The organism is Roseovarius pelagicus, assembly GCF_025639885.1.
In the GTDB taxonomy this organism is placed as follows: domain Bacteria; phylum Pseudomonadota; class Alphaproteobacteria; order Rhodobacterales; family Rhodobacteraceae; genus Roseovarius; species Roseovarius pelagicus.
This window is the reverse complement of record NZ_CP106738.1, coordinates 1,696,705-1,717,408: the sequence shown is the minus strand read 5'-3', so window position 1 is coordinate 1,717,408 and position 20,704 is coordinate 1,696,705. Positions and strand designations below refer to the sequence as shown.

Here is a 20,704-nt window from a genome sequence, read left to right as displayed (position 1 = left end):
CAGCCGCGGGCATTGGCATTCAGCTAAGCGTTCGCACCCAGCCAATCACCAGCGAAACTGTCACGACTGCCAATGTTGTCGAGATCAGGATCGAGGCCGATACGCGCTGTGGTGCGACGCCGTAATGCCGTGCGAGGATATAGACGTTACCAGCCACGGGCAGTGCCGCAGCTGCGATCATCACGGCGGCTGAATACGGATCCACACGAAACAGCCAGAGCGCCGAAATCGCCACGAAAGCGGGGTGTAGGATCAGCTTGCACGCCGTCAGCCAGCCCGCGACCGACAGGCGTTCTGCAGATTTGGACGCCAGCGAAGCGCCAATAGCAAAGAGCGCGCCGGGCGTGGCCGCGCCGCCAAGGATCGACAGAAAGTCATTCATTGGGTCCGGGATCGGCAGGGCCAACGAGGACCAGAGCATACCGAGCACGATGGAGACGATCATCGGGTTTTTGAGCAATCCCAGGCCCACGGTGCGCAAAATTCCGATGCTCATGCGCCCGTCCCGCGATCCGGTGATCAGGATCACGATCAGCGATCCGAAAACGATCAGGTCGACCGCCAGCACCATCATTACCGGCGCAATAGCGGCTTCGCCCATCAGCATCACCAGCATCGGGATCCCCAGAAATCCGACATTGCCGATAACGGCGCATTGCGCCTCTACCGAGGCGACTTCAATGCTCAACCCACGCAAAAGGGCGACGGTCGTGGCAATGCAGTAAACAAAGGCCGTTGCCCATAGATAGGCCAGAACGAACCGAAGATCGAATATCTCGGCAAGGCTGAGATTGGCGGAAAACCGAAACAGCATCGCCGACAGGGCAAAATAGAATACGAACTTGGTCAACCACCCGGTTGCCTCGTCCGAGAAGAACCCGGTTTTTCCCGCGCCAAAGCCCAGCCCGATGATCAGGAAAAAAGGCAGGGTCTGGAGGAAGATGGCGAGCATGAGGGACTGATACCACGTCGCCGGGCCGCGTCAATTCACCTGCTGGCAAATGCACCTTTGCGAAACAGACATTTTCCAGAGCTGTTTGCTGTTGTGTGGTAGGCTGGTGGCGGATCGCATGACTTGCGACATGCGATGGGTGCATTCAAGGGTTCATTTTTTAGAGGAGTGTTCAATTCCGGCAACGCAAAATACCGAATGTGTGGGCCGGAAATAGGAGGAAAACAATGTTTAGAGTATTTGGCGTACCGATTGGGATCGGGATATGTTTGGCCGTGTCGGCCTGCGGCATTACACGCGATACCCAAGTTATCGAGGTGGACGGGACACATTATCTGATTACCCGCGTTTCGACGCAAACCTCGGCGATCACTGACGTGGATTACGAATTTACTGTCAAAGGTCGGGCGGTTTTTTGCGAGACGATCGAAGATTGCGCGAACCGTATCGCCCGATTGCCGCGCGCAGATAAGGAAGCGTTGCTGGCCTCGCCACCGGTGTTGCAGCGCGCGCCGGGCCCGACGCCTGATCCGATCACCACAGTATTTGCGCCGCCAGCTGCACCGCAGACCACGCCGGGGCCTGTCAGTCGGCCAACAAGCCCACCTGAAGTCGAGGGTGGCGAATAAACACTATCCGCTTCCGATCAGAACGCCCGCCGCAAAGACCAGCGCGCCACCCAGCACGACCTGAAACGCCGCCCGGAAAAACGGTGTTTCCATGAATTTGTTTTGAATCCAGGCAATCGCCCACAACTCTATAAAAACAACGATGATGGCGATCACAGTGGCGGTCCAGAAATCAGTAATCAAATAGGGCAGGGCGTGGCCCAGCCCGCCAATAGTGGTCATCATGCCGCTGGCGAAACCGCGTTTCACCGGGCTGCCGCGCCCCGATAGCTCTCCGTCGTCGCTGGCTGCCTCGGTGAAGCCCATCGAGATGCCAGCCCCGACAGACGCAGCAAGCCCGACCAGAAAGGTGGTCCAAGTGTCCTGTGTAGCAAAGGCAGTGGCAAAAATCGGCGCGAGGGTGCTGACCGAGCCGTCCATCAACCCGGCCAGACCCGGTTGCACCCAGGTCAGGATAAACTGACGGTTGGCGGTGGCCTCTTCTGATGCGCGTGCGTCAGGGTCCAGATGGCGGGATTCCAGTTCATCGGCACTTTGCTGATGGCCGGCCTCGGCGGCTGCCAGATCACCCAGAAGCTTGCGGGTGGCTGCGTCTGTGCAACGCGCAGCGGCGTTATGGTAAAACCGCTCTGCATCTTGTTCCATTGCGGTGGCTTCGGCACGTATGCGTTCAATCCCCAGATTTTCGACCAGCCAAACCGGGCGGCGGGCATAGAAACCGGCCACATGTTCGCGCCGGATCAGCGGGATCACCGCGCCAAAGCGGGCTACATGCAGATCAATCAACCGCTGACGATGCTCGTCCTCCTCGGCGGCCATGCCGTCAAACACCTCGGCACTGCCGGGGAAGTCAGCGCGCAGTCGCTCTGCATAGCTGCGATAGATGCGGGCATCGTCTTCTTCTGAAGAGATTGCCAGAGCTAGAATTTCCTGCTCGCTCAGATCACGGAAACGGCGACGATGGGACAGGCCGGGAATCATTTCTGCCTCACTATTTAGAACCATTCTAATCTATCGCGGGTAACTCCCGAGTTTCAAGGGTGCTGGCCCGCCGCCAAAAAGTAAACCAGATAGTTCACTTCTGGCTTGCAATCTAAACCGATCGGTTTACACCTCTATCTGAACAGTTTAGTTCAGATAGAGGTGTAACATGAAACTTAGAAAATTCCTCATTGTCCTTGCTGCGTCACTGGCGCTGCCAATGGCGTTCGTTCCGACCTTGGCGCTCAGCTATGACTTTAGCAGCCTGACTCCGGTCCTGACCTATCCCACCCCAACAACGCCGGACACACCAACGCGCGGTGCGGTCGACATCGACGGTTGAGCTTTGCGTGGCTTGTGGCGCAGGCACGTTGAGTGCCGCGCCACATTCGTGCCGCGTCATGCACTTTCCTTGTTTCAGATTCACTGGTATCCGCACTAGACTGTGGAAATGCCAGAGGAGGAAGTGCATGCCAACGGCATCTGCAGAGATTAAAAAGGGTCGAAAATTCGCTCAGGTGCTGGATGGTGCGCGCGATGTCTTCATGCGCGACGGGTTCGAGGGCGCCAGTGTGGACGACATCGCCCGTGAGGCTGGTGTGTCCAAGGCGACGCTCTATTCATATTTCCCCGACAAGCGGCTGCTGTTTTCCGAAGTGGCGCGAGTCGAGTGTAACCGTCAGGCCGAAGCGGCGATGGATGTGATCGACGTGAATGCGCCGGTCGAGGTAGCCTTGCATGAGGCGGCGGACCGGATCGTACGGTTCTTTCTGACGAAGTTCGGTCAGCAGGTATTTCGCATTTGTGTTGCCGAATCCTTTCGCTTTCCCGAGCTTGGCAAGCGGTTCTATGAATCGGGACCGGCATTGGTGCGGTCACGGTTGAGCGACGTGCTACAAATCTACGTTGATCGCGGGACGTTGCAGATCGAAGATATGGAGATGGCTGCCAATCAGTTCGGCGAGCTGTGCAAATGTGATTTGTTCACGCGCCAGCTATGCGGTGTTGAAAGTGATTTTGACGACGCGCGGATCACGCACGTGGTGGATGAAGTGGTCAAGATGTTCTTGGCCCGCTACGGCGTCTGAACCCATAGTACCCACCATGTTTGATGGGGGCCGATGGATTTCGCGACTATGCGGGCTGGTCGTTGTCCAAAGCTGAAAAAGCGTCAGGCCCCGACCTTGATCATTGCGTCCGCCAACAGTGGCACCGATTCGTCATTCAGCCCGGCGATATTGATACGACTGTCACCGACCATGTAGATCGCATGATCTGCCCTGATCTGTTCTACTTGCGCACTGGACAGGCCCAGACGAGAGAACATGCCACGATGCTGGGCGATGAATCCGAATCGGTTGGAGCCAGACAGGCGCTGCAACTCATCTGCCAATTGCTGGCGCAAGGTCAGCATACCGTTCCTGATATCGTCCAGCTCTGCCTGCCAGTCTGCCCGCAGATCATCATCGCGCAGCACATGCGTGACCAGCCGCGCGCCGTGATCGGGCGGAAATGAATAATTCTGCCGATTGAGGTGTGTCATGTTGCTCTGGGCGAGATTGCGCAGGCTGCTATCTTGCGAGACCGCCATCAGGATGCCGGTTCGTTCGCGGTAGATGCCGAAATTTTTTGAACAGCTTGCGGCGATCAACGTCTCGGGACAGGACGTGGCGACCAGTCGGGTGCCTTTCGCATCGGCCTCCAGCCCATCGCCAAAGCCCTGATAGGCGATGTCGATCATCGGCACCGCACCGATTTCGTTCAGTAGGTCAACCACGGTCTGCCATTCGGTCAGGTTCAGGTTTGCCCCGGTCGGATTGTGGCAGCAACCATGCAATAACACGACATCGCCTTTGGACACTTTGGCCAGATCTTGCATCATGCCATCGAAATTGACAGCGCCCGTGGCACTGTCGAAATACCTATAGGATACGGTTTCGATCCCGAGATGGCGCAGGATGCTCAGATGATTGGGCCATGTCGGGTCCGATACGAATACCTTTGCCTCGGGGCTGGCCATCTGGATCAGTTCGAACGCCTGCCGCAGGGCACCTGTGCCGCCCGGCGTGGCGATGGCCGCCACAGAATTGCGGGCGACGCTGGAGCCGAGAATAAGCCCGATCATCATGTCAGAAAACTCGGGGTCGCCTGCCAGATTAACGTAGCTCTTGCTGGTTTCCTCTTCCCACCATTGTTGTTCGGCCTTCTTGACCGCACGCATGATCGGGGTTTGACCGTTGGCATTCTTGTAGACGCCAACGCCCAGATCGATCTTGACCGGGCGGGGATCCTCCTTGAACGCCTGCATCAACATCAGGATTTTGTCAGGGGATTGCTCATTCAGGGCGTTCAGCATCAGGCGTCTCCGGTCGCGATCGGCACGGTGGGCGAGGCACCCCATTCGGCCCAAGAGCCGTCATAGAGAGCATGATCAGTCTTGCCGATCCGTTCCAGCGCGAGGTTGATAATGGCGGCACTGATGCCAGAGCCGCAAGTGGTGATCACCGGTTTCGAAAGATCGGCTCCGGCGGCTTGCAATGCCGCGCGCAGGGCGTCAGCATCTTTCATCGTGCCATCCGCGTTTTGCAACTCAGTATAGGGCATGTTGCGTGATCCGGGGATGTGTCCCGCGCGCAGCCCCTCGCGAGGTTCCGGCGCGTCACCGCGAAACCGTGCAGCGGCGCGCGCATCAAGAATTGTGTGATCGCCCAATTTGGCCGCAGCAGAGACCTGCGTGACATCCTTGACCAGATGATTCTGGCGGCGCACCGTCATGTGTCGGTCGCGGATGATGGGTGGCATGTCCTCTATAGGGCGATCCTCGGCCTGCCATTTTGGCAGACCACCGTCGAGGACAGCAATGTTTTGTTGGCCCATCAGCTTAAACAACCACCACACACGGGCTGCCGAGAAGACCCCCGCACCATCATAGACCACGACCTGATGCCCGTCGCCGACGCCCATTGCCCGTAGGCGCGACATGAATTTTTCGGTTGTCGGCACCATATGCGGCAGGGTTGACCGGCTGTCCGAGATGTCGTCGATGTCAAAGAATCGCGCGCCGGGGATGTGGGCGACATCGTATTCAGCCTTTGGATCGCGCCCATCGCCGGGCAGATACCAGCTACCATCCAGAATACGCAGATCAGGGTCCTTCAAATGGGCGCCGAGCCATTCGGTGGAAACCAGTGTTTTGGGATCATCTGTCGCCATGGGGCCCCCGCAAATTTGATTGCGTTCTGGGTACAACCCGGCGGGGCGCAAGGCAAGACCGGCTGTCCCGTTTCCAGAACACCCGGCCTCGTGATCGCTCTATATCTGTGCGGCTATTTGCCGAGGGCGTTTCGAACCGCCCCGATGATGGCCAGCAGGCCACCACCGCCGACGCCACCCGCAGCGATCTGCCCAACGATCCCGCCGATATCCATGCCGCCGTCAGCGATACCGCCAGCACCAATCATCGACAATAACTGAGCGCCCAGACCGCCGCCCAATATGCCGACGATGGAATTTCCAAGAACGCCAAGGTTGAGGTTTTTCATAATGCCGCCAGCGGCGTTGCCGCCGACTGCGCCTGCGATCAAGCCGATAAGTAGGTCCATGGGAAATCTCCTCTGCCCTTGGGATCTGGGACAGGTTTAGCCCATTTTACTGGCCGCAACTGAGGGGAAAATTGTCAGTCCCGCATCACCGCCGACGGATCAGCGATGATCCTTGAGCAAGCGTTGCTTTTGGCGACTCCAGTCGCGCTTTGCTTGGGTTTCACGCTTATCAACGTTCTTCTTGCCCTTGGCGATGCCGATCTTCATTTTCGCCAGACCGCGGTGATTGAAATACAGCACCAGTGGCACCAGTGTCATGCCCTTGCGCTGTGTATCGTTCCAGAGCCGCGCCATTTCGCGCCGGGATACCAACAGCTTGCGCCGCCGCTTTTCCTCGTGTCCGAAGGTTTTAGCTTGCAAATACGGCGCGATATAGCTGTTCACAAGCCACAGTTCACCCTCTTCGACGGCGGCATAGCTCTCGGCGATATTGGCGCTGTTGACGCGCAGAGATTTGACCTCTGACCCCTCCAGGATGATACCGCACTCGATATCATCTTCGATGGCATAATCGAAGCGTGCCCGCCGGTTCTCGGCGATCACTTTGTAGTTGGGATTGTCTTTTTCCTTGGCCATGCGCCTGACTTAGGCATGGCGGGGGATGATGTCCAGCATGGCCCGTCTGCATCTGCTGGCCAAGACATCTTGATCGTCGTCATTGTTGCATTACGGGCGCTCATTCCGCTCATACCAACGAAAAACGCCGCCCCAGAGTGGGGCGGCACAACTTCACTGTCCATAGGTCGGGTTTTAGAATCCTAGACCTTCGTATTTTTTCTTGAACTTCGAAACGCGTCCGCCGGTATCCATCAGGCGGCCGGTGCCACCAGTCCAGGCCGGGTGTACGGTAGGATCGATATCGAGCGACAGTTGCTCGCCTTCCTTGCCGTAGGTCGAGCGCATTTGAATGATCGTGCCATCGGTCATTTTGACGTCGATGATGTGATAATCGGGGTGAATGTCTTTTTTCATCTCGCCAATCCTTACGCTTCTGCGCCCGCTTTGGGCTTGTAGTTGGCCACTTCCGCGATGCGGGCCGATTTGCCACGACGTGCACGCAGATAGTACAGCTTGGCACGACGGACGCGACCGCGGCGTACAACGGTGATGCTGTCGATATTGGTCGAATAGAGTGGGAAAACCCGTTCCACACCTTCACCAAAGGAAATCTTGCGAACGGTGAACGAACCGGCGATGCCGCTGCCGTTGTTGCGTGCGATGCACACACCTTCAAAGTTCTGGACGCGGGTACGTGTACCCTCGGTCACCTTAAAGCCGACGCGAACGGTGTCGCCGGATTTGAAATCGGGAATTTCCTTCCCGAGCGAGGCAATCTGTTCGGCCTCGATCTGAGCGATAATATCCATCGCTTCTCTCCTACAATGCTTGCGGTTTTGATCCGCAAAGTGTTTGCGCGACTTGAGAGCTCTTGGGCTTCGTTCGGGTTCCTGCCGCAGATAGGGCAGGCCCGCCAGAGATCAGATCGTCTTTGCCTTTTGGTGCCTTTCGGCATTCCGTGAACCTGTACCAGATGCGCGGCGTTTGCACCGTCCGAAGAAAACGGGAATCACCTAACGCGGGGCAGACCCCGGAATGGGCGCGATAAACCAGAGTTGCGCACCAAATTCAAGGCACTTTCGCCGGGTCGTCGCAATCTGCGGCGGATCAGATTGTTTCGCCGATCATCATCTGTGGCGTCACGTCGGTGAAATTCGGTATGTCCTCGACCAATGGGCTGATCTTGCCCATTGCCGCTGTGAACGCATCAGCGTCGGCGAAGATCAACGTGGCGATGGCGTGATAGGCGGCCGGGGTGCTATCGGGCCCAGAGATTCCCTTGGTCACAACGACGTTTTCCAGATGCGCACCAAGCTGCGGATCAATCAGCGGCAGGTGGGTTTCTGTGTAATACTCCATATCAAAATGGCTGCGCTCTGTGGCAGGGTAAATAACTTGCAGCGACACGCTCATCGGTCGTTCCTTTATTCGAATTCAGATAACTTAGCAGAAATAATATTAACTTAGCGGAAAAATTCTCAATCGTCTGTATGTCCTTTGGACCTGCGCCATGCGTGCCACAGATCGGGGCGACGTTCCGCAGTCAACGCCTCGGCCTGTTGTTGGCGCCACTTGGCGATTTCGCCATGATTGCCGGACATTAGCACAGGTGGGATGGCGCGACCCTGCCATTCGGCGGGGCGCGTGTATTGGGGGTGTTCCAGCAGACCGCTGGCGTGGCTTTCGTCCTGCGTGCTGGCAGCGTTGCCCAGAACGCCGGGGCGCAGGCGAATGGCGGCGTCAATCATTGCCTGCGCTGCGATCTCGCCGCCGGTCATGACGAAATCGCCCAAGCTGACCTCGGTCGCGCCATAGTGGTCGATCACCCGTTGATCCAACCCCTCGAACCGGCCACAGATCAGCGTTATGCCGGGTGCATCGGCCCAAGTCTGTGCCATACCCTGATCAAAGTTCTGGCCGCGTGGACTAAGATAGATCAGAGGCGCGCAGGCAGGTGCATCTGCCAGTGCCGTTTCGATCGCGGCCCCCATTACATCGGCGCGCAGGACCATCCCTGCACCGCCACCTGCGGGTGTGTCGTCGACATTTCGGTGTTTGCCAATGCCATAACGGCGCAGATCGATGGTATCGAGGCTCCATAAGCCATCTTTGAGTGCGCGACCTGTCAGGCTCTCGCCCAGAATGCCGGGAAAGGCTTCTGGTAGCAGCGTAATCACCTGGGCACGCCACGCATTCGCTAGACGCGGGTTGTGCGTCATCAGCTCCTGTGGTGTCGCAGAAAGCTTGATGGATTTGCGACCGTAGGATTTGGGCGTGTCGGACATAAGACTGCCCATAGCGCGGCGGCGGCAGTCTGTGCAAGGCTCAGCCGCGCAGTCGGCCCAGACCGATGTAACGGTGGATGCGATCGGCGGTGGGCACGACGTCAGCGTGTAAGGGATGCGCATCATCAAACCACGCGGCATCTGGCAGCGCATCGTGTGGCGCATTCCGGTCCATCAACATTGCTGCGATTTGTGCCGCTTTGGTGCGTACTGCGACATGAGGCGAACTCAGCCCGCCCTCGATGGTGATTGCGACAAAGCTATCATGGCTCTGCGCGGGCCAGACATCATCGCGTGCGAGGAAATGCAGCACTGCCAGATCGTAGGTATCGCTACCCTCACGGAAATCCGCGAGCATCCATTGCAGGACCGAGGCAGGGTTTTCCGTTTCGAAGGCGTCCAGTATATTTTCTGCATTGGCTTCTGTGATCGGTGCGTCCCAGAGCCGCGCACGAAACCCAGCGCCCTTGCTGACGAGGCTATCAGTGTCGGCGTCTATGGGCATATCGAAGCTGGTGAAGTGGTTAATCGAAGTCAATGCCTGATCCAGTAGCTGATCCATCTCGGGCTGGTGGCGATAGCGGCGCATACCCAGCGCAGCAGCACCTAGTGTCAGCCCGATCGAGATCCAGAGCGATATCGGCAGCGCAGACGTGAGCGAAGCCGCGACGCGTCCCAACCAAAAGAGCGCGATACAAATTGCAATTTGCACCAAGGCCAACAGGCCCAGATGGGCGACGCCTGACAAGCGCGTGACGTCAATTCGTCGGGTGGCAGTCAGGTAGAGGGTGAAAATCGCAGCGAATACAACGACCACACTCAACGGGGCGCTGCCCCACCCGGCCAAAATCGGGCCTGCATATAGCGGGATCATCACCATCGCCAACCCGGCGCGGGAATAGGGAGCGGGTAACTTCAACAGCGTGATCCAGACATGCGCTCAGGGCGGAGCAAAACCAAGTATTTCATAAGAGTTATCTTATGTGCGGTTTTGCTCCGCAGCTAGGGCTTCTGGAAAACCTGTGATCGCTATAAGGCGACAACCCCGATTGCCAGCAACAGCAACACCACCAGCGCCACAACGATCAGCAGTTGCGCGAGGGATAATGCTATGCCCGACAAGCGGCCAAAACCCAGAAGTGCGGCAATAGCCGCGATGGCGAGTAACGTGATAATCCAACCCAGCATGTTGTTATTCCTTTCAAATTTGGCACCACCATGGCACCTTGATTAAAAGGATAACGACGCGTGGCGGCCTATGGTTCCCGCGGCTGCCGTGGTTCCGCTTCGGCAAACAGCCCATCGGGCGGGTCAGCGACGATGCGCCCCGTTGCCAGATCGACCGTCGGCACCGCAGCGCGGGTAAAGGGTAGCAGCACAGTTTCGCTGGTGTTTGGCAGCGCAATTTCCAGCAGATCGGAGGCACCGTGGTTCAGCACGGTTTTGACGCGTCCCAAAGACATGCCGCCCGTATCGAATACCTCTAATCCCTCCAGATCCGCATGATAGAACTCATCGTCGGGTAGGGTCGGCAGGCGGTCACGGTCGGTGTAGAGGCGCACACCGCGCAACGCGTCGGCGGCCTCTTTGCTGGTGACACCGCTAAGGCGGGCTGTGAACCCATTCTTGGCCTGCCCGGTCAGGGTAACGGTGAATTCGCGCGTGCCATCCTCGGTGCTAAGAGGGCCATAGGCGGCGATATCTTCTGGCTGGGCGGCAAAACTCTTGAGCCGCACCTCGCCGCGCACGCCGAACGCACCGGCAATGGCTCCGATGCAAATGGTCTTGTCTTCGCTCATCGTTCTTCTACCTGTAATGTGCCGGCGCGGTCTTCCCACCCGGCGGTTTCCAGTTCCGGCGTGAGGCCCGTATCTTGGGGCCAGCCAACGCAAAGATACCCTACCAGTCGCCATGTGTCGGGCACGTCCAGATCGCGCGCCAAACGGTCGGGATCAAGGATGGAGACCCACCCGACGCCCAGACCGCGGGCCCGTGCGGCGAGCCAGAAGTGGGTAATCGCCCCGACAACCGAATAGCGTCGCGTCTCGGGCATGGTGGCTGCCCCGAGCCCCGCGCCCTTAGGCGTTTCTTCGTCGCAGAAAATCGCAAGCTGTATTGGTGCGTCGCGCATGCCGGAGAGTTTCAGGCGGCTATAAATCTGCGCCTTTTCTCCGTCATACCCCGCCAGCGCATCAGCATTGGCGGCTTTGAAATTGCCAAGCGCTGCCGCACGCGCGCGGGCACCGCGCAGGCGCAGGATGCGCCAGGGTTCGCTCAACCCCACGGAGGGGGACAGGCAGAACGTGTCGAGGCACCGCGTCAGCAGTGCCTCGTCCACGGGATCCGTGCGAAAGCGACGCACATCGCGCCGCCACCGCATCAGGTCGGTCAGACGGTGTTGGAAGTCCGCAGAAAATCTGGGTGCTTCCGTTGTCACCGATCTTATTCCTCGGCTGCAGTTTCTTCTGCCGGGGCTTCCTCGGCAGGGGCGTTCTTGGCTTCTTCAGCGGCTGCAGCCTTGGCGGCTTTCTCTTCTGCACGGTCGGTCGCTTTTTTGCCCGGCGTGCCTTTGTTGGGGTTGCTGCGCTCTTTTTTCTCGATGGCGCCGGCAGCTTCCAGCATACGGCTGATGCGGTCCGTGGGTTGTGCGCCCTGACCCAGCCAGTACTGGATGCGCTCCATGTCCATCTTGACGCGCTCTTCGCTGTCTTTGGGCAGAAGCGGGTTGTATGTGCCGAGTTTCTCGATGAAACGCCCATCGCGAGGCATGCGGCTGTCAGAGGCGACGATCCGGTAGAAGGGGCGTTTTTTGCTGCCGCCGCGGGCGAGACGAATTTTCATGGCCATTGGTTTGTTCTCCTGTTCATGGCGTTGGGGTGGTGGGGTGAAACCCCACCCTACGTTTGGTGGCTTTTGTGGTGCTGAATGACTTCAGCGATGATGAAGTTCAGGAACTTCTTGGCGAATTCCGGGTCGAGATCGGCCCGCGTTGCCAGGTCTTCTAGACGTGCGATCTGCGCGGCTTCGCGCGCGGGATCGGACGGGGGAAGGTCATGTTCGGCCTTGAGCTTGCCCACGGCCTGCGTGTGCTTGAACCGCTCGCCCAGAGTGTAGACGAGGATCGCGTCGAGCCGATCAATGCTCTCGCGGTGGCCTTTGAGCACGTCGGCGGCGCGGGCGACTGGATCATTGGACATGGGCAGTTTCCTTGGCGCGAAAATGGTGTGTCGGTAGGACGTCGGTATCACGTCGGTATTGCGTCGGTGCGTGGCCGCAGGAAATGGCGCAGCGATGGGGGATGAAATCAGTCAACTGGCATCCCCTTGTGTGTAAACAGCGGGTCGCAGTAGTGCCCGATTTCCAGTTCAATCCCATCGGCGATCTGACCGGAGGCCAGCCGTTCCGGCGAAGGGTGGCGGTAGACCGCATCATTGCCGTCGATCGTGGCGGCGTCCTTGTCCTTGACCGCGCCAAGACGTTCGGCAAGCCGGATACTGTCGAGGTTTTTGGGGTCAATATAGCTGACCGCCCCATCCCAATCGAGCGTTCCATAGAGATAGCGCCGCGCGGCATGGGTCGCCTCCAGCGCGTAGCCACGCCCCGCCTCGCCGGGCCAGATGATCCAAGCGAGTTCGCGCTCGGGCCAGCCTGCGGGGGACCAGCCACCAGCCATGCCCAGCGTGCGGTCGTCATCGCGGTGGTGAATCATCCACATGCCGTAGTTGCGGATGTTCCAGTGACCGATCTCGGCGGCATAGAGCATCCATGCCTCGTATTTGTTCAGCGGCCCGCCCATGAAGCGCGAGCGGTAGGAGCTGAACGTTGCTTTGAAATCGGGATAATCTTCGGGTTCGGGGCCGCGCAGGATCAGACGGCGGGTCTCGATCACGGGAATTTGGATCATCGACATATCAGGCCTGCCTTTCGGAGGCGCCTGGCGCGGTGATGTCCGCGACTGCGGGATGGCGGAATATCTGACAGGGCTGCCCCAAAAGCTCGGTGTCGCGTTCGAGCGTCGCACCAAGGCGATGCGCGAGACGCACGGAGCGGGAATTCTCGGCGTTGATGTAGGAAATGACCTGATCCAGGCCCTGATGCTGTGCGGCGTAGGCGCGTGCGGCATGTGCGGCCTGAAAGGCAAGGCCAAGCCCCTCGAAACCGTCGTAGATATGCCAGCCCAATTCCGGTTCGTGCCAGCCGTCATTCAGAATCATGCCGACCCGACCGGCCACCTGCCCAGAGGAGCGGTGCTCGACCACCCACATGCCAAAACCGCGCAATCCCCAATGACCCACACCGGCGAGAAACGAGCGCCAGCAGGCCCATCTGTCGTGCGGGCCACCAACGAAGCGGGCGCGCTCTGATGCGCCGAATGCGGCGATCGCGTCGAAATCGGCTTCGCGGTAGCCGCGCAGGATCAGATCCGGCGTATCGACCGTGGGGATTTGGCAAGCGGGTGCAATCACGATTTCAGCGCCTCTGGTCCGGGATGGCGATAGAGGTGATCCTCGCCCATCTGAACGTTTACGTAACTGCGCTCGAACTGCGCGCCCAACCGTTCGGCCAGAGCAACTGATCGGGTGTTGCCGGGGACGATGTTGGAGGTCAGCGTGGTGAAGCCGAGTGCGTCATAAGCCCAGAGCCGAGCGCGCGCCGCACCTTCGCGGGCAATACCGCGCCCCTCGAAACCGTCGAAAACCACCCAGCCCAGTTCTGGCTCTGGCCAGCCTTCGGGATTCCAGATGCCGGTCAATCCGCAGGGTTGTCCGGTCTCTTTCCACTCCATGGTGAAATAGCCGTAGCCATGCAACGCCCAGTGCCCGAGGTTGAGTGCGAACCAGCGCCATGCCTTTGGCCGATCTTTTTCGACGCCGAACCCGTCGGCGCGCACTGGATCGGTCAGAAAAGCCACATAGGCGTCGATATCGCGCGCTTCGGGCAGGCGCAGGACGAGGCGATCTGTCTCGATCCGAGGAGAAGGCAGTGTCAGGGTCATGGCGTGGTCCAAAGGGCGCGCTGCCGCGCGGCTCTGCTCAGTGTGGTGCGGACGCACTGGATCACGGCGGCTGTTGGAGCCGGCTGCGATGTCGGATGCCTCCGGCGGAGGTATTTTCGGAAAGATGAAAGCACGATCATTTCAATGGCCTGTACATTGTACCGCCCCAGAAGGATTTATCCGGGTGGCGGTCGCGTGCTGCATCTTCGGCCGTCTCGAGCGGCTCTTGTAGCGTTGGGCGGTTCAGAGCAGTAAAGAGTGGATCGTCGAGTGTGGTGCCCTCTGGCAGCTGACGGCCAAGACGGATGGCGGCCTGAATCGCATTCGATGCGCAGGCCCAGGCGCCGGTGAGGCCATGTTTTTCGTCATTGAGTGCAATGCACCGTTGGGCCAGATCCGCGCCGCCTGCACCAAAGAAAGCATCGGTTGCGATCAAGTCGAGCATGCGTACGGCCACATCGGCATCGGGCAGGCACTTTTCGATGGCGACGAAAGACGGGTCTGCCTGCGCGCAGCTTTGGATTGCGCGCGGGTCAGCCTCGGCCATGGCGAGGGAGGCTGCCAGCGCGGTGGCCGCGGAGAGAAGCGCCGTGCGGATCATTTTTTCTTGCCAAAGCCGGACAGGCCGGGGGGCAGGCCCATGCCGCCGCCGAGACCGGGCAAGCCGCCACCGGGCATGCCTTTGCCCATCTGTTTGGCGGCTTGTTCCAGTGCCTTGGGGTCCATTCCGGCGGCCATTTCTTCGGGGCTGGGGCCACCTTTGCCGAACATGCCTTTCATCGCCTGTTTGAGCATGCCGCCTTTGCCCATTTTCCCCATCTTCTTCATCATGTCGCCCATCTGGCGGTGCATCTTGAGCAGCTTGTTCAGCTCAGAGACATCCTGACCGGAGCCGCGGGCGATGCGCTTCTTGCGGCTGGCTTGCAGCAGTTTGGGATTGGCGCGCTCTTTTTTGGTCATCGACTGGATCAGGGCGATCTGACGGATCAGGATCTTGTCGTCGAACCCAGCCTCCTGCACCTGTTTGGCCATTTTGCCCATGCCGGGCATCATGCCCATCACGCCTTCCATGCCGCCCATCTTTTGCATCTGCTCCAGCTGCATCCGCAGGTCGTTCATGTTGAATTGACCCTTCTGGAAGCGGCGCATCATGCGTTCGGCCTGTTCGGCCTCGATGGTTTCCTGCGCTTTTTCGACAAGGCTGACAATGTCGCCCATGCCAAGGATGCGACCTGCAATGCGTTCGGGTTCGAACGTCTCGATCGCGTCCATTTTTTCGCCGAGACCGACAAAGCGGATCGGCTTGCCGGTAACGGCGCGCATCGAGAGGGCCGCACCACCGCGCCCGTCGCCGTCCATGCGGGTCAGCACGACGCCGGTCACGCCGATCTTGTCGTCAAATTCTGTCGCGACATTGACAGCGTCCTGACCAGTGAGGCCATCGACCACCAGCAGCGTTTCGCGCGGGTTGGCGACGTCGCGCACGGCGGCGGCCTGTGCGATCAGATCTGCGTCGATATGCAGGCGGCCCGCGGTGTCGAGCATGTAGACGTCATAGCCACCGAGGCTGGCCTGAGTCTTGGCGCGTTTGGCGATCTGGACGGGGTCTTCGCCCTTGACGATTGGCAGGGTGTCGACGCCGATCTGGGTGCCGAGAATGGCAAGCTGTTCCATCGCGGCAGGGCGGTTCACGTCGAGCGAGGCCATCAGCACGCGCTTGCCCTCGCGTTCCTTCAGGCGTTTTGCCAGCTTGGCAGTGGTGGTGGTTTTACCCGAGCCTTGCAGGCCGACCATCAGGATCGGGGCGGGCGCGTTGTCGATTTTCAGAGCGCCGGGATCGCCCTCGCCGGTGAGGGTCTGAACCAGCGTGTCGTGCACGATTTTGACGACCTGTTGGCCGGGGGTGATGGATTTGGTCACCGCCTGCCCGGTGGCCTGTTCCTGCACGTGTTTCACGAAATCGCGGGCGACGGGCAGTGATACGTCGGCCTCCAACAGGGCAACGCGGACCTCGCGCAGGGCGGTTTTCACGTCGTCCTCGGACAGCGCGCCCTGTTTGGTCAGGCGATCAAAGACGCCAGAGAGGCGTTCGGACAGATTTTCAAACATCTCAGGGGCTCCTTATGCCGCTTTACCCAAATTCTGGCCCTTCAAGAATAAGAAGGGCCGGCCCAAATGCCAATGTCCCCCGTGGGCGCAACGCGCTGACGGAGGGCGATCCCGGCCAGAGGCCATGGGACCGGAAGCATGACAGACTCCCGGAGTTGCGCTGGCTTTTAGGCGGGGGGCGGGGGCGAGTCAAGTCTGCACCCCTTTTGCAGGTATCGGTATGGTCCGCGAGGCAGGGTGCCCCTGCGCAAGAGTATGCAGATGGCCAGACGCTGTTGATGTTTCACTCGCGTCTTAGCACAGTTGTTCTGGTCCCGACCGTGGAGATTTGGACCGCAAGGAGGTTTTAACGATGTCTTTATTGAAAATGTTTTCTTTTTTGGTCTTTGTTATGCAGATTGCCCTGCTGTCGTTCAACACATTGCCTCTGGCAGCGCAAGGCGCGCTGACGGTGACAGATCGTGGGGAGGATATCGTTTTCCCGATGGGGGAGGTGTCATTTGCAGATAGCGTTGTCAGCTTTGAAATCGGAAGACCGTCCTCTGAGCCGCAATATGCCGATCCCAAAGCGGCGCTGGGCCATCCTGACGGGAAAGATACGAATGCCTTGACGCTCGGCTGTGGTGGGGTTGTTGTCCTTTCATTCGATGACAATTTTCTCGTGAATGTCGAGGGTCCTGATCTCTACGTGTTCGAGGTTGGCGATGATGTTGAAGCCACCGATGTTTCAATCTCCGAGAACGGTGAGACATGGCATGAGCTGGGTCGGATCAGTGGTGCGACCGCAGCGATCGACATAGCCAGATATGTGCCGAAGGGGGAGGCGCGGTTCCGCCTCGTTAAACTGACCGATGCGCGGGCACGCTGTAACAGTCGCTGGCCGGGGGCGGATATCGACGCGGTTGCCGCCATCGGGGCGATTGTGCGGGATGAGACGGGCGTTGTTAATCCTGCGGCAGAGCAGCCAGAGGGCCAGACGCCGACTGTCACGGCTGAAGCCCCTGAGAAAAACAGCGATACCTTGCCTGAGCAAAAGACCGATGCTGAGAACGCTGGGAGCGGCGACATCATCGCGAGCGGGCAGGGACAACCAGCCGAGACGGCGAAGGCGGAGACTGTGAAGGCAGAAACTGCGCAGAAAGAAGACGAACCCGCAGAGCCGATCTGTGGGGAAACCTCATCTCTGAAAAAGGTTTCTGATTGTCTGGCGGCGGTCAAAAAACACGCCAAAGACAATCAGGATGACACGTTTGACGTCTATTGGAGGGCTTTGGATAAACAATCGAAAGCATATAAATCCCGCCGCACTGTGGCTGTACCGGGTTGCTATGAACTGACCAATGATTTGCTGAAGCTCATGACCTATATCGAACGAGAGCATAAGATGGCGTTCGGTACCAAACCATCGCACTGCGCCGGGACGTTCAGGGTGTTGCAGCCATTTGGCTTTGAAAATCCGTCTCTGAAAGAATGCGAAAATTCATACACGCAGAAAGGGGCGACGGCCTGTGTTCTGGCGCTGCTGAAGACCAGCCGGGCACCGGTGATCCGGAGCACCTTGCAAGCCGATCAAAAACGCTGCCGAAACCCTTACGCATCACCGGACGGATTAAGAGGAGGTCTGGAGAAGCTGGCGGTCTTCGAGATGCCCGGATCAAAGGAGAAAGAACGCAAGGCGCTGTATGCGTTGTATTACAAAAATATGACGTGTGAGCTATTGGATCAGGTGTTGCTGGCTGCGGGGATGAAGCAAGAACAGAGCAGCGCAGCCAATCAGACCGAAACACCTGAGCAGAACAGCATATCCAGAAACTCCAGCGAGTTGGTTTTCGACAGCCCCGCGTTGAAAATTTATGCGCCAAAGAAAATGTGTAATCAGGCAAAGCTGCAATATTCGATTGTTGCAGACGCGCTATTGAGCAAGCACATTATTGAGTCACTTCAATTTCGGGTCGGCCCGATCAGCGCAGCCTATACAAATAAGATGGAGGACTGTCTTGTTGGCGATCTTAGGCCCAGCGGGGTCACTGCGAAGTTGCTAGCGGATAAGGTATTTAACCCCACGGTCGCTTTCTACATTACTGGATCAGGTCGCAAATATGCGTCTGGAAAATTTGAAGCGAAAGGGTTCAAGGTAACCTCGAATATCAGCTTGTTGTCACAGGCACCCGCGCTGCCCGAAGTAGAGGGGCAGGAAAGCAAGATTGCAAAAGTCATCGATCAGATCAACGAGACAGCAAAGCGGCAACAGGTTCTGACCAGTGCGGCGGAGCATATCCACACGCAGGTCAGCAACCTTCTGAAAGATCAATGCGCGCCCAACACACCATTTACCGCCTCTGGGTTCATACCCCGTTGGGAGAATGGCAAATGCGCCATGAGGACCGCGGATAACGGTAGTTTTTTCGGAAACACATACATGTACGGCTGGAGCGTGGAGACCAGTATAGATTCGTGCGCCGACGATTTGTCATCATGCAAGTATTCATTCCAGTTCGTTTGTAATGCCTATGAACGCGGAGGCGGATGGACAGAGCTATGCAGAATTCCACGCAATCAAAGAGGGTTTCCGGTGCAGCATGGCACGTTGAAGCTAAAGTAGGTTATTCTGCGCCAAGTGATCTTGTCTCCCGGCGCATCTTTCTGCTGGAGTGTGTCCATAAAAGGCCGCGACTCTGGGGCGCCTCCGTCAGATATCCGAACGCACTTAAAAACGCGTGTCGTCGGGACTGGTTCGGTGAGTCGTCGTGGGGAATAAGCTTGCATTTACGAACGAACCGGGGAAAATGGCGCTCATATGTTAGCTTTTGCACAGAGTGACCATGAACAACTGGGACGAAATCAGAACCGCCTTTAACGTGGCGCGCGTCGGTACGGTCAGCGGGGCGGCAGAGGTGCTGGGCGTGCATCATGCCACTGTCATCCGTCATATCGACGCGCTGGAGGATCGGCTGGGCGTGCGGCTGTTTCAGCGCCACGCGCGCGGCTATACCCCGACCGAGGCGGGCGAGGACCTGCTGCGCGTGGCGCAGGCCACGGACGAGCAGTTTGCGCAACTGGCCGGGCGGATCAAGGGGCAGGGCGATGCGGTCTCGGGCGAGTTGGTGGTGACATCTCTGGGCGGATTGAGCCATCTGATCGTGCCGGTGCTGGCCGCGTTCCAGCGGGAATACCCCGAAATCATGGTGCGTTATCTGACCGGGAACCGCCTGTTTCGGCTGGAATACGGCGAGGCGCATGTTGCGATCCGCGCAGGCAGCGTGCCGGACCAGCCTGACAACGTGGTGCAGCAGTTCTTTCGCCAGCCCATCGCACTGTTTGCGAGCGCGGCATACATCGCAGAGAATGGTATGCCCGAAAGCGTCGCCAAGTATCCTGCGCACCGGTTTGTCAGTATGGATGATCCGAAGTCGCGCGCGCCATTTGCCCGCTGGCTGCGAGAGAACGTGCCCGATCAGGCGATTGTGTTCCGTAGCGGTGATGTGCATGCCCTGCGCCGAGCCATCGCCGAGGGAGCGGGCATCGGGTTCATGTCGCGACTGCAAGCCGCCGAGATGGGCGGACTGGTCGAGGTCCACGCCCCGTTGGAGGAATGGTCGACACCCCTGTGGCTGGTGACGCATATGGACCTGCATCGCACGACCAAGGTGCAGGCATTTCTAGGGTTCCTGAAGGATCATGCCAAGAACTGGGAAGCGGCGTGACGCGAGGGTTGGCGGGCCATCTGGCCATGTTCTGCTTTTCCGGGTTGATCGCGGGATCGTTCGCGCTGGGCTCAATGGCGGCAGATTACATCGCGCCCACGGCGCTGAATGCTGTGCGCTTTGTGATTGCGGCGGCGATTGTCGGGGCGGCGGCGCTGGCCACGCATGGGCTGCCGCGCAGTGCGTTTGTCGCACCTTGGCGATACTTGGTGTTGGGCAGTCTGATGGGCATCTATTTTGTCCTGATGTTCGAGGGGCTGAAGACCGCGCCACCGGTATCGGCGGCGGCGGTGTTCACCCTGACGCCGCTGATCTCTGGTGCCGCAGGATATCTGCTGCTGCGCCAAATTACCACGCGGCGCATGGCGCTGGCGCTGAGCGTGGGGGCGGCGGGCGCGCTGTGGGTCATCTTTCGCGCGGACATGGCGGCGCTGTTGGCGTTCGAGGTCGGGCGTGGCGAGTTCATCTATTTCTGGGGCTGTGTCGCGCACGCCATCTACACACCGCTGGTGCGCAAGCTGAACCGGGGCGAGCCGCCGGTTGTGTTCTCATTCGGGACGTTGTTGGCGGCGGCGCTGATCCTGCTGGTCGCGGGGGCGGGCGATATTGCGGCGACTGACTGGACTGCCTTGCCGGGGATCGTCTGGATCACACTGATCTATGTGGCGGTCTTTGCCAGTGCCGTCACTTTCGTTCTGCTGCAATTTGCGTCGCTGCGGCTACCGAGCGCCAAGGTAATGGCCTATACTTATCTGACGCCCAGCTGGGTACTGCTATGGCAGGCCGCGCTGGGTCATGATTTGCCACCGCTGCTGGTGCTGGCAGGTGTGGCGCTGACCATCCTTGCGCTGTTGATGCTGCTGAAGGATGAGGAAACGCTGTAGGCGC

General features: G+C 58.9%; 27 protein-coding genes. 6 read left to right on the top strand and 21 right to left on the bottom strand.

The features are described 5' to 3' along the window. Window positions 1–19: 19 nt before the first annotated feature. Window positions 20–952: an AEC family transporter gene (locus N7U68_RS09630; RefSeq protein WP_263048965.1), complete on the bottom strand. Its 933-nt coding sequence runs from the start codon at window positions 950–952 to the stop codon at window positions 20–22. A 227-nt stretch (window positions 953–1,179) separates the two neighbouring features. On the opposite strand from N7U68_RS09630, the gene N7U68_RS09625 reads away from it, so the two are divergent. Next, a complete protein-coding gene (locus N7U68_RS09625; protein ID WP_165196035.1) occupies window positions 1,180–1,581 on the top strand; it encodes a hypothetical protein in 402 nt (133 codons plus the stop codon). Window positions 1,582–1,584: 3 nt separating this feature from the next. Here the strand turns inward: N7U68_RS09625 and mbfA are convergent, their stop codons facing one another. Then, window positions 1,585–2,562 (bottom strand): iron exporter MbfA, encoded by a 978-nt coding sequence (gene mbfA, locus N7U68_RS09620; protein WP_263049138.1) that lies wholly within the window; start codon window positions 2,560–2,562, stop codon window positions 1,585–1,587. Window positions 2,563–2,731: 169 nt separating this feature from the next. Between mbfA and N7U68_RS09615 the strand changes: the two genes are divergently transcribed. Together N7U68_RS09615 and N7U68_RS09610 are read left to right on the top strand one after the other, a co-directional pair. Beyond that, window positions 2,732–2,905, top strand: coding sequence for a hypothetical protein (locus N7U68_RS09615; protein WP_165196037.1), 174 nt, complete (start codon window positions 2,732–2,734; stop codon window positions 2,903–2,905). 127 nt (window positions 2,906–3,032) lie between these two features. Next, on the top strand, window positions 3,033–3,650 hold the full coding sequence (locus tag N7U68_RS09610) for a TetR/AcrR family transcriptional regulator (RefSeq protein WP_263048964.1): 618 nt from the start codon (window positions 3,033–3,035) through the stop codon (window positions 3,648–3,650). 83 nt (window positions 3,651–3,733) lie between these two features. On the opposite strand, the gene N7U68_RS09605 is transcribed toward N7U68_RS09610, so the two are convergent. From N7U68_RS09605 to ffh, 19 genes are all read right to left on the bottom strand, one after another. Beyond that, the gene (locus N7U68_RS09605) at window positions 3,734–4,918 is read right to left on the bottom strand and encodes an amino acid aminotransferase (RefSeq protein WP_263048963.1); all 1,185 of its coding nucleotides are present in this window, start codon (window positions 4,916–4,918) and stop codon (window positions 3,734–3,736) included. Next, window positions 4,918–5,775 carry a 3-mercaptopyruvate sulfurtransferase gene (sseA, locus tag N7U68_RS09600; RefSeq protein ID WP_263048962.1) on the bottom strand — a complete coding sequence of 286 codons (858 nt, stop codon included), beginning with the start codon at window positions 5,773–5,775 and terminating at the stop codon, window positions 4,918–4,920. Before sseA ends, N7U68_RS09605 begins: the two co-directional genes overlap by 1 nt. A 113-nt stretch (window positions 5,776–5,888) precedes the next feature. Then, entirely contained in the window at window positions 5,889–6,164 is a 276-nt protein-coding gene (locus N7U68_RS09595) for a hypothetical protein (RefSeq protein ID WP_165196045.1), read from the bottom strand. Window positions 6,165–6,263: 99 nt separating this feature from the next. Beyond that, entirely contained in the window at window positions 6,264–6,740 is a 477-nt protein-coding gene (gene smpB / locus N7U68_RS09590; RefSeq protein ID WP_165196047.1) for an SsrA-binding protein SmpB, read from the bottom strand. 174 nt (window positions 6,741–6,914) lie between these two features. Next, window positions 6,915–7,136, bottom strand: coding sequence for a 50S ribosomal protein L31 (gene rpmE, locus N7U68_RS09585; protein WP_165196049.1), 222 nt, complete (start codon window positions 7,134–7,136; stop codon window positions 6,915–6,917). An 11-nt stretch (window positions 7,137–7,147) separates the two neighbouring features. Further along, window positions 7,148–7,531 carry a 50S ribosomal protein L19 gene (gene rplS, locus N7U68_RS09580; protein ID WP_165196051.1) on the bottom strand — a complete coding sequence of 128 codons (384 nt, stop codon included), beginning with the start codon at window positions 7,529–7,531 and terminating at the stop codon, window positions 7,148–7,150. A 298-nt stretch (window positions 7,532–7,829) separates the two neighbouring features. Then, a complete protein-coding gene (locus N7U68_RS09575; protein WP_263048961.1) occupies window positions 7,830–8,135 on the bottom strand; it encodes an EthD family reductase in 306 nt (101 codons plus the stop codon). A gap of 65 nt (window positions 8,136–8,200) precedes the next feature. Beyond that, the gene (trmD, locus tag N7U68_RS09570; protein WP_263048960.1) at window positions 8,201–9,007 is read right to left on the bottom strand and encodes a tRNA (guanosine(37)-N1)-methyltransferase TrmD; all 807 of its coding nucleotides are present in this window, start codon (window positions 9,005–9,007) and stop codon (window positions 8,201–8,203) included. Window positions 9,008–9,047: 40 nt separating this feature from the next. Continuing rightward, window positions 9,048–9,926, bottom strand: a complete 879-nt coding sequence (locus N7U68_RS09565; RefSeq protein ID WP_263048959.1) for a hypothetical protein — start codon at window positions 9,924–9,926, stop codon at window positions 9,048–9,050. Between the two features lie 110 nt (window positions 9,927–10,036). Continuing rightward, the gene (locus tag N7U68_RS09560) at window positions 10,037–10,195 is read right to left on the bottom strand and encodes a DUF1328 family protein (protein WP_165196059.1); all 159 of its coding nucleotides are present in this window, start codon (window positions 10,193–10,195) and stop codon (window positions 10,037–10,039) included. A gap of 68 nt (window positions 10,196–10,263) precedes the next feature. Beyond that, window positions 10,264–10,806, bottom strand: coding sequence for a ribosome maturation factor RimM (rimM, locus tag N7U68_RS09555; protein WP_165196061.1), 543 nt, complete (start codon window positions 10,804–10,806; stop codon window positions 10,264–10,266). Beyond that, the gene (bluB, locus tag N7U68_RS09550; protein ID WP_263048958.1) at window positions 10,803–11,444 is read right to left on the bottom strand and encodes a 5,6-dimethylbenzimidazole synthase; all 642 of its coding nucleotides are present in this window, start codon (window positions 11,442–11,444) and stop codon (window positions 10,803–10,805) included. Before bluB ends, rimM begins: the two co-directional genes overlap by 4 nt. 5 nt (window positions 11,445–11,449) lie before the next feature. Next, window positions 11,450–11,854, bottom strand: a complete 405-nt coding sequence (gene rpsP / locus N7U68_RS09545; protein ID WP_263048957.1) for a 30S ribosomal protein S16 — start codon at window positions 11,852–11,854, stop codon at window positions 11,450–11,452. Between the two features lie 50 nt (window positions 11,855–11,904). Next, a complete protein-coding gene (locus N7U68_RS09540; RefSeq protein WP_263048956.1) occupies window positions 11,905–12,204 on the bottom strand; it encodes a chorismate mutase in 300 nt (99 codons plus the stop codon). Between the two features lie 107 nt (window positions 12,205–12,311). Next, a complete protein-coding gene (locus tag N7U68_RS09535; RefSeq protein WP_165196067.1) occupies window positions 12,312–12,917 on the bottom strand; it encodes a GNAT family N-acetyltransferase in 606 nt (201 codons plus the stop codon). Window position 12,918: 1 nt separating this feature from the next. Continuing rightward, window positions 12,919–13,473, bottom strand: coding sequence for a GNAT family N-acetyltransferase (locus tag N7U68_RS09530; RefSeq protein WP_373322982.1), 555 nt, complete (start codon window positions 13,471–13,473; stop codon window positions 12,919–12,921). Next, window positions 13,470–14,003 (bottom strand): GNAT family N-acetyltransferase, encoded by a 534-nt coding sequence (locus tag N7U68_RS09525; protein WP_165196069.1) that lies wholly within the window; start codon window positions 14,001–14,003, stop codon window positions 13,470–13,472. The genes N7U68_RS09530 and N7U68_RS09525 overlap by 4 nt, the downstream gene beginning before the upstream one ends. A gap of 136 nt (window positions 14,004–14,139) precedes the next feature. Further along, a complete protein-coding gene (locus N7U68_RS09520) occupies window positions 14,140–14,604 on the bottom strand; it encodes a hypothetical protein (protein WP_263048955.1) in 465 nt (154 codons plus the stop codon). After that, window positions 14,601–16,112: a signal recognition particle protein gene (gene ffh / locus N7U68_RS09515; protein ID WP_165196073.1), complete on the bottom strand. Its 1,512-nt coding sequence runs from the start codon at window positions 16,110–16,112 to the stop codon at window positions 14,601–14,603. The genes N7U68_RS09520 and ffh overlap by 4 nt, the downstream gene beginning before the upstream one ends. 352 nt (window positions 16,113–16,464) lie before the next feature. Here ffh and N7U68_RS09510 point away from each other — a divergent pair, with 352 nt between their 5' ends. The 3 genes from N7U68_RS09510 (at window position 16,465) to N7U68_RS09500 (ending at window position 20,700) form a co-directional block, all read left to right on the top strand. Beyond that, the gene (locus N7U68_RS09510; protein WP_263048954.1) at window positions 16,465–18,714 is read left to right on the top strand and encodes a hypothetical protein; all 2,250 of its coding nucleotides are present in this window, start codon (window positions 16,465–16,467) and stop codon (window positions 18,712–18,714) included. A gap of 220 nt (window positions 18,715–18,934) precedes the next feature. Beyond that, window positions 18,935–19,816 carry a LysR family transcriptional regulator gene (locus N7U68_RS09505; RefSeq protein WP_165196077.1) on the top strand — a complete coding sequence of 294 codons (882 nt, stop codon included), beginning with the start codon at window positions 18,935–18,937 and terminating at the stop codon, window positions 19,814–19,816. Between the two features lie 26 nt (window positions 19,817–19,842). Next, window positions 19,843–20,700, top strand: coding sequence for a DMT family transporter (locus N7U68_RS09500; protein WP_373322998.1), 858 nt, complete (start codon window positions 19,843–19,845; stop codon window positions 20,698–20,700). Window positions 20,701–20,704 lie beyond the last annotated feature (4 nt).

Coding starts and splice junctions, on each gene's coding strand:
- N7U68_RS09630 (WP_263048965.1), bottom strand. CDS start 952: ATGCTCGCCATCTTCCTCCAGACCCTGCCTTTTTTCCTGATCATCGGG.
- N7U68_RS09625 (WP_165196035.1), top strand. CDS start 1,180: ATGTTTAGAGTATTTGGCGTACCGATTGGGATCGGGATATGTTTGGCC.
- mbfA (WP_263049138.1), bottom strand. CDS start 2,562: ATGATTCCCGGCCTGTCCCATCGTCGCCGTTTCCGTGATCTGAGCGAG.
- N7U68_RS09615 (WP_165196037.1), top strand. CDS start 2,732: ATGAAACTTAGAAAATTCCTCATTGTCCTTGCTGCGTCACTGGCGCTG.
- N7U68_RS09610 (WP_263048964.1), top strand. CDS start 3,033: ATGCCAACGGCATCTGCAGAGATTAAAAAGGGTCGAAAATTCGCTCAG.
- N7U68_RS09605 (WP_263048963.1), bottom strand. CDS start 4,918: ATGCTGAACGCCCTGAATGAGCAATCCCCTGACAAAATCCTGATGTTG.
- sseA (WP_263048962.1), bottom strand. CDS start 5,775: ATGGCGACAGATGATCCCAAAACACTGGTTTCCACCGAATGGCTCGGC.
- N7U68_RS09595 (WP_165196045.1), bottom strand. CDS start 6,164: ATGGACCTACTTATCGGCTTGATCGCAGGCGCAGTCGGCGGCAACGCC.
- smpB (WP_165196047.1), bottom strand. CDS start 6,740: ATGGCCAAGGAAAAAGACAATCCCAACTACAAAGTGATCGCCGAGAAC.
- rpmE (WP_165196049.1), bottom strand. CDS start 7,136: ATGAAAAAAGACATTCACCCCGATTATCACATCATCGACGTCAAAATG.
- rplS (WP_165196051.1), bottom strand. CDS start 7,531: ATGGATATTATCGCTCAGATCGAGGCCGAACAGATTGCCTCGCTCGGG.
- N7U68_RS09575 (WP_263048961.1), bottom strand. CDS start 8,135: ATGAGCGTGTCGCTGCAAGTTATTTACCCTGCCACAGAGCGCAGCCAT.
- trmD (WP_263048960.1), bottom strand. CDS start 9,007: ATGTCCGACACGCCCAAATCCTACGGTCGCAAATCCATCAAGCTTTCT.
- N7U68_RS09560 (WP_165196059.1), bottom strand. CDS start 10,195: ATGCTGGGTTGGATTATCACGTTACTCGCCATCGCGGCTATTGCCGCA.
- rimM (WP_165196061.1), bottom strand. CDS start 10,806: ATGAGCGAAGACAAGACCATTTGCATCGGAGCCATTGCCGGTGCGTTC.
- rpsP (WP_263048957.1), bottom strand. CDS start 11,854: ATGGCCATGAAAATTCGTCTCGCCCGCGGCGGCAGCAAAAAACGCCCC.
- N7U68_RS09540 (WP_263048956.1), bottom strand. CDS start 12,204: ATGTCCAATGATCCAGTCGCCCGCGCCGCCGACGTGCTCAAAGGCCAC.
- N7U68_RS09535 (WP_165196067.1), bottom strand. CDS start 12,917: ATGTCGATGATCCAAATTCCCGTGATCGAGACCCGCCGTCTGATCCTG.
- N7U68_RS09525 (WP_165196069.1), bottom strand. CDS start 14,003: ATGACCCTGACACTGCCTTCTCCTCGGATCGAGACAGATCGCCTCGTC.
- N7U68_RS09520 (WP_263048955.1), bottom strand. CDS start 14,604: ATGATCCGCACGGCGCTTCTCTCCGCGGCCACCGCGCTGGCAGCCTCC.
- ffh (WP_165196073.1), bottom strand. CDS start 16,112: ATGTTTGAAAATCTGTCCGAACGCCTCTCTGGCGTCTTTGATCGCCTG.
- N7U68_RS09510 (WP_263048954.1), top strand. CDS start 16,465: ATGTCTTTATTGAAAATGTTTTCTTTTTTGGTCTTTGTTATGCAGATT.
- N7U68_RS09505 (WP_165196077.1), top strand. CDS start 18,935: ATGAACAACTGGGACGAAATCAGAACCGCCTTTAACGTGGCGCGCGTC.
- N7U68_RS09500 (WP_373322998.1), top strand. CDS start 19,843: ATGTTCTGCTTTTCCGGGTTGATCGCGGGATCGTTCGCGCTGGGCTCA.